Here is a 5553-nt window from a genome sequence, read left to right as displayed (position 1 = left end):
GCCAGGTCGAGTTCTCGCTGTTCGACATGCGCCTGCATGCCGAGCCAGGCCGTGAAAGCAATGTGCAAAGCGTGATTGACGAAGTGCGCCAGGAAGTGGCCGTCAACATCCCGCCCGCATTCAACCGTTTTCAGCACAGCTTTTCACATATCTTTGCAGGTGGATACGCCGCGGGCTACTACAGCTACAAGTGGGCTGAGGTACTCTCTGCGGATGCCTATGCCGCTTTCGAAGAAGCCGCCACACCTGCCACGGGCGTGTTGAATCCGGAAGTGGGCCGCCGCTACCTGAATGCCATTCTGGAAGCAGGTGGCAGTCGCTCGGCCATGGAGAACTTCAAGGCTTTCCGCGGCCGCGAGCCCCAGATCGACGCCCTGCTGCGGCACCAAGGCATGAGCTGATCAACAAGACAGGAACAAGATGCATCGCGTTGTACTTTCCCTGCTGCTGGCCGCATTTGCCTGCCAGGTGACGACACCTGCCTGGGCGCTCTACAAGGTCGTCGGTCCTGACGGCCGCATCACCTACACGGACCGCGCGCCCAGCGACAAACCCGTGCAGGCCATCAAGGCCAATGGCGCCACAGCATCGACAGAAGGCCTGCCTTACGAGTTGCAACGCGTGGTCGGTCGCTATCCCGTGAGCCTGTTCACCGGCCCGAAGTGCAATGCCTGCGATGTCGCACGCCAGATGCTCAAGGAGCGCGGCGTGCCCTTCGTGGAAAAAACAGTGGCAACGTCGGACGACGCACGCGCCTACCTCAAGCAGGAGGGCACGGATCAATTGCCATCGGCCCGCATCGGCCAGAAGCAATTGCTTGGCTACAACCAGGCGGAGTGGACCAGCTACGTCGATGCAGCAGGCTATCCAGCCAAGTCTGTGTTGCCTCTGAACTACCGCCAGCCTGAAGCCACCCCCATGGCACCGATGGCGCCGGCTTCGCCCAAGGCCTCATCCGCGCCAAGCAAAGCCGTTCCCGGAACGGACTCCAACAACAATGCACCCGCGGGCACTTCGCCGCCTGGTTTCCGGTTCTGATTTTGAGCAATCCATCCCCTGAAGCGACGGCCAAGCGCACGTCGCCCTCGACTTCGTCTGTCGCCATCGTTGGTGGCGGCCCCGCAGGCCTGATGGCCGCGGAAATGCTGGCCAACCAGGGTGCCAGCGTCGATCTGTATGACGCCATGCCCTCGGTCGGACGCAAGTTCCTGCTGGCTGGCCGAGGTGGTTTGAACCTCACGCACTCTGAAGCACTCGATACATTCATGACGCGCTTTGCCGAGCGGCAAGGTGATCTGGAGCCACTCGTGTCAGCCTTCACGCCAGCGGATCTGCGCGACTGGGCCCAGGGCCTGGGTATCGAGACCTTTGTGGGCACGTCAGGCCGCGTCTTCCCCACAGACATGAAAGCTGCGCCGCTGCTGCGCGCCTGGTTGCATCGCCTGCGTCAGGCGGGTGTGCGTTTCCACATGCGCCACCGCTGGCAGGGCTGGACCGATGACGGTGGCCTTCGCTTCACCACACCGCAAGGTGAAGCCGTGCATCACGCCTCGGCTACCGTGCTGGCGCTGGGCGGTGCCAGTTGGGCCCGACTGGGCTCGGACGGCGCCTGGGTGAAGAACCTGGCGGATACAGGGGCGGCCATCGCACCGCTGCGCCCTTCCAACTGCGGCTTTGACGTGGCACCAACCGGCCTGCAGCGCGAAGGCTGGAGCATGCACCTGCGTGAGCGTTTTGCAGGGCAGCCCATCAAGCCCGTGCTGATTGCCATGCGTGATGAGCAAGGCCAGGAAACGCGACAGCAAGGTGAATTTGTCGTCACGGACACTGGTGTGGAAGGCAGCCTGATCTACGCGTTCTCGGCCCGCATCCGCGACCAGATCGACGCATCAGGCCAAGCCACCATCCATCTGGATCTCTTGCCCTCGCATACGCCACAGCAAGTCCTGACGGAAACATCGCGCGCCAGAGGCCCACGCAGCCTGTCCACGCACTTGAAGAGCCGGCTCGGCATCCAAGGCCTGAAGATGGCCTTGCTGCATGAGTTGTTGACGCCGCAAGAGTTGAACAACCCAGCCACGCTGGCCGAGCGCCTCAAGGCCCTGCCGCTCACGCTGTGCCGGGCTCGCCCGATCGACGAGGCCATCAGCACGGCGGGTGGCCTCACCTTCGAATCGCTGGATTCGAATGGCATGTTGAAGAGCCGGGAAGGCGTTTTCTGCTGCGGCGAGATGCTGGACTGGGAAGCGCCCACGGGCGGCTATCTGCTCACGGCCAGCATGGCCTCAGGGCGAGCCGCAGGTGCTGGTGCCTGGCGCTATCTGCGCGACCAAAGCTGAGGCCCTCTACACGGATCGGCGACATCTGCATGTCGCCTCGCCGCTTAGAAACTCAGCGTCTTGACACCCTGCGCTGTGCCCAGCAGGCACACCGAAGCTTTGTTGCGAGCGAACACGCCAACCGTCACCACACCGGGCAACTGGTTGATGTCGGATTCGAACTGCGCGGGCTCGCTGATGCTCAGGCCGGTCACGTCCACGATCACATTGCCGTTGTCGGTCGTCACGCCTTCGCGCACCTTGCCTGTACCGCCCAGCTTGGCGAACGCGCGGATCACTTGCGCCGCGGCCATCGGGATCACTTCGACAGGCAGCGGGAACTTGCCCAGCGTCTGCACGAGCTTGGACTCGTCGGCGATGCACACGAACTTCTCGGCCAGATCGGCGACGATCTTCTCGCGGGTCAAGGCGGCACCGCCCCCTTTGACCATATTGCCCTGGTGATCGATCTCGTCTGCCCCGTCGATGTAGACACCCAAAGCCGTCACCGATTCAGACGGCAGCACCTTGATGCCCAGCGCTTCCAGGCGCTGCGTGCTGCGAACCGAGCTGGACACGGCGCCGGCCACACGCGCAGGATCAGCCTTCAAGGCTTCGCCCAGCGCGTCAATGAACTTGTCGACCGTCGAGCCCGTGCCCACACCCACGATGCTGCCGGGTTGAACGTAATCCAGGGCAGCGCGGCCCACCAGGGTCTTGAGTTCGTCTTGGGTCATGGCGGAAGTCATTGGGGATAAGTCGGCAAAGAGGTCAGCGAACAAAGCAGCCGGCGATCCAACACGGATCGCAGCGCCATCAAGGTATGGGCCGTCCGGTGAGCGTCATCCACGCCATCAGGCCACCGATCAGCACAGGCTGATGCACCATATAAAAAGTCAGGCTCCAGCGGCCCAGCCAGGCCAGGCTTTGCCTGAGTTGACGCATGGGGGCAACCAGGTCGCCATTGTCGCCTGAATCAAGGGCTTTCCCTTGGCTTGATGCGATCGCCCAGGACAACAAACCCGGCCGATGCGCCAGGATCCACTGCGTGGCAGCCAGCCCCCACCACATCACTCCCAGCCAGGGCAGGATGGGCACGTAGTCTTCCGTGATGGGCTTGTGCGTGACCAGGCCCACCCAGTTGGTCAGGCGAGAGTCAAAGAAGGGCTCGGCCACCAAGCGCGGCAAGGCGATCGCCAGCAAGCCCATAGGCCACAGCCAGGCGCGCAACGGCGCCGTCAGCCTCGCGATGATCAACATCACGGCCATGCCATGCAGCACGCCAAAGTAGATGAAGCTGTTGGGAAACATGAACCAGCTGCCCAGGCTCACCAAGGCGGCACAGCCCACGACCTGCGCCCAGCGGCGCCAGAAACGCTGCCAGCTTTGCCCCTGAGACGTTGCCACGGCCTGCCCTGCCCCCGCACATAGCAGAAACAGCGAGAGGATGCAGGTGCGCTGATTGGTCCACAGCGCATCGCTGTAGAAATTGGCGTCCAGCAAGCGGTAGTTGCTCAGGTCAAAGCAGAAATGGAAAAACGCCATCCAGATCAGCGCGAAACCGCGCAAGGCGTCCAGCCGGTCGTAGCGGCTTGCACCAGATGCAACGCGACCACGCGGCATCCCGCTTTCAAGGGATGCCGAACTACTTGAATCTGCAGGGGAATGGCCTTTTGAGGAGCGCATGGCGATAGTATCGGCGGTTTGCTCTTTCGCACCTTGCCTCATGTCCCTCGCCCGCCACGAAATTGAACTGCTTGCCCCCGCCCGAACCGTCGAGATCGGCTTCGAAGCCATCAACCATGGCGCGGATGCGGTCTACATCGGTGGGCCCTCGTTTGGCGCGCGCAGCAACGCCAGTAACGAGGTGTCCGACATCGCCCGGCTGGTGCAGCACGCCCACCGCTACAACAGCAAGATCTTCACGACGCTCAACACGATCTTGCGCGATGACGAGCTGGAACCAGCCCGCAAACTGATCTGGGAGCTGTACGACGCCGGTGTGGACGCCCTCATCGTGCAGGACATGGGCATTCTGGAGCTGGATCTGCCCCCCATCCAGTTGCATGCCAGCACCCAGACAGACATCCGCACCGTTGAAAAGGCCAAGTTCCTGCAAGACAGCGGTTTCAGCCAGATCGTGCTGGCGCGCGAACTCACGCTCAAGCAGATCCAGGACATCTCGGCCAACACGCATTGCGCCATCGAGTTCTTCATCCACGGCGCCTTGTGCGTGGCCTACAGCGGCCAGTGTTTCATCAGCCATGCGCACACGGGCCGCAGTGCCAACCGCGGTGATTGCTCGCAAGCCTGCCGCCTGCCCTACAACGTGATGGACGGCGCAGGCCAGGTCGTGGCCTTTGAGCAGCACGTGCTCTCGATGAAAGACAACGACCAGAGTGCCAACCTCAACGCCCTGATCGACGCGGGCGTGAGCTCCTTCAAGATCGAAGGCCGCTACAAGGACATGGGTTACGTCAAGAACATCACGGCGCATTACCGCGTGCTGCTCGACGAGATCCTTGAAGCCCGCCCCGAGCTGCAACCTGCAGCATCTGGTCAATGCACGTTCTACTTCCAGCCAGATCCCGATCGCAACTTCAACCGCGGCGCCACCGACTACTTCGTCAATGGACGCAAGGAAGACATCGGCGCGTTCGAGTCTCCCAAGTTCCTGGGCTTGCCCCTTGGCGAAGTCGCCAAGATCGGTGACAAGTGGTTCGACATCGCCCTGAACGAAGAGCAGCAAGCTGCGGGCATGAGCAACGGCGACGGCGTCAACTACCTGACGCTGACCAAGGACATCGTGGGCATGAAGATCAATGTGGTCGAGCCCATCGGCAAGGCCGGCCGCATCTGGCGCGTGTACCCCAATGAAGACATGAGCACGCTCAAGGATCTGAAGGTGGGCGTGGCCATCAACCGCAACGGTGACCGCTCCTGGGAAAACCAGTTGGCCAAGAAGTCGTCCGAGCGCCGCATCGGTGTATGGATGAGCCTGAGCGACACGGCCGATGGCTTGCGCCTGAGCGTGACCGACGAAAACGGCAACGTGGGTGAGGCCAGCGTGGCTTGCGACAAACAGGCGCCCCAAAACGCCGAGAAATCAGAAGCCAGCCTGCACGAAAACCTGGGCAAGCTGGGCGCCACCATCTTCTCGGCCAACGACGTGACACTGGCCACCAGCCAGCCCTGGTTCGTGCCGGCCTCTGCCGTCAACACCCTGCGCCGCGAT

The 5553-nt window shown here is 62.4% G+C and carries 6 protein-coding genes; 4 read left to right on the top strand and 2 right to left on the bottom strand.

Annotated features, from left to right (window positions below; translation table 11 throughout):
* The 3 genes from EPO09_RS19165 to EPO09_RS19155 form a co-directional block, all read left to right on the top strand.
* On the top strand, window positions 1-401 hold a 401-nt coding region (locus EPO09_RS19165; protein ID WP_290645642.1), incomplete at its 5' end, for a M3 family metallopeptidase.
* 19 nt (window positions 402-420) lie between these two features.
* Window positions 421-1038 (top strand): glutaredoxin family protein, encoded by a 618-nt coding sequence (locus tag EPO09_RS19160; RefSeq protein WP_290645640.1) that lies wholly within the window; start codon window positions 421-423, stop codon window positions 1036-1038.
* A 2-nt stretch (window positions 1039-1040) separates the two neighbouring features.
* Window positions 1041-2339: a TIGR03862 family flavoprotein gene (locus EPO09_RS19155; protein ID WP_290645638.1), complete on the top strand. Its 1299-nt coding sequence runs from the start codon at window positions 1041-1043 to the stop codon at window positions 2337-2339.
* 44 nt (window positions 2340-2383) lie between these two features.
* Here the strand turns inward: EPO09_RS19155 and rpiA are convergent, their stop codons facing one another.
* A complete protein-coding gene (gene rpiA, locus EPO09_RS19150) occupies window positions 2384-3055 on the bottom strand; it encodes a ribose-5-phosphate isomerase RpiA (RefSeq protein ID WP_290645636.1) in 672 nt (223 codons plus the stop codon).
* Window positions 3056-3134: 79 nt separating this feature from the next.
* A complete protein-coding gene (locus EPO09_RS19145) occupies window positions 3135-3941 on the bottom strand; it encodes a DUF1624 domain-containing protein (protein WP_290645634.1) in 807 nt (268 codons plus the stop codon).
* 103 nt (window positions 3942-4044) lie between these two features.
* On the opposite strand from EPO09_RS19145, the gene EPO09_RS19140 reads away from it, so the two are divergent.
* A partial coding sequence (locus EPO09_RS19140) for a U32 family peptidase (RefSeq protein ID WP_290645632.1) occupies window positions 4045-5553 on the top strand: 1509 nt, incomplete at its 3' end.

The sequence above is a fragment of the Aquabacterium sp. genome, assembly GCF_004297345.1.
In the GTDB taxonomy this organism is placed as follows: Bacteria; Pseudomonadota; Gammaproteobacteria; order Burkholderiales; family Burkholderiaceae_C; genus Aquabacterium.
This window is presented reverse-complemented; position numbering and strand designations above follow the sequence as displayed.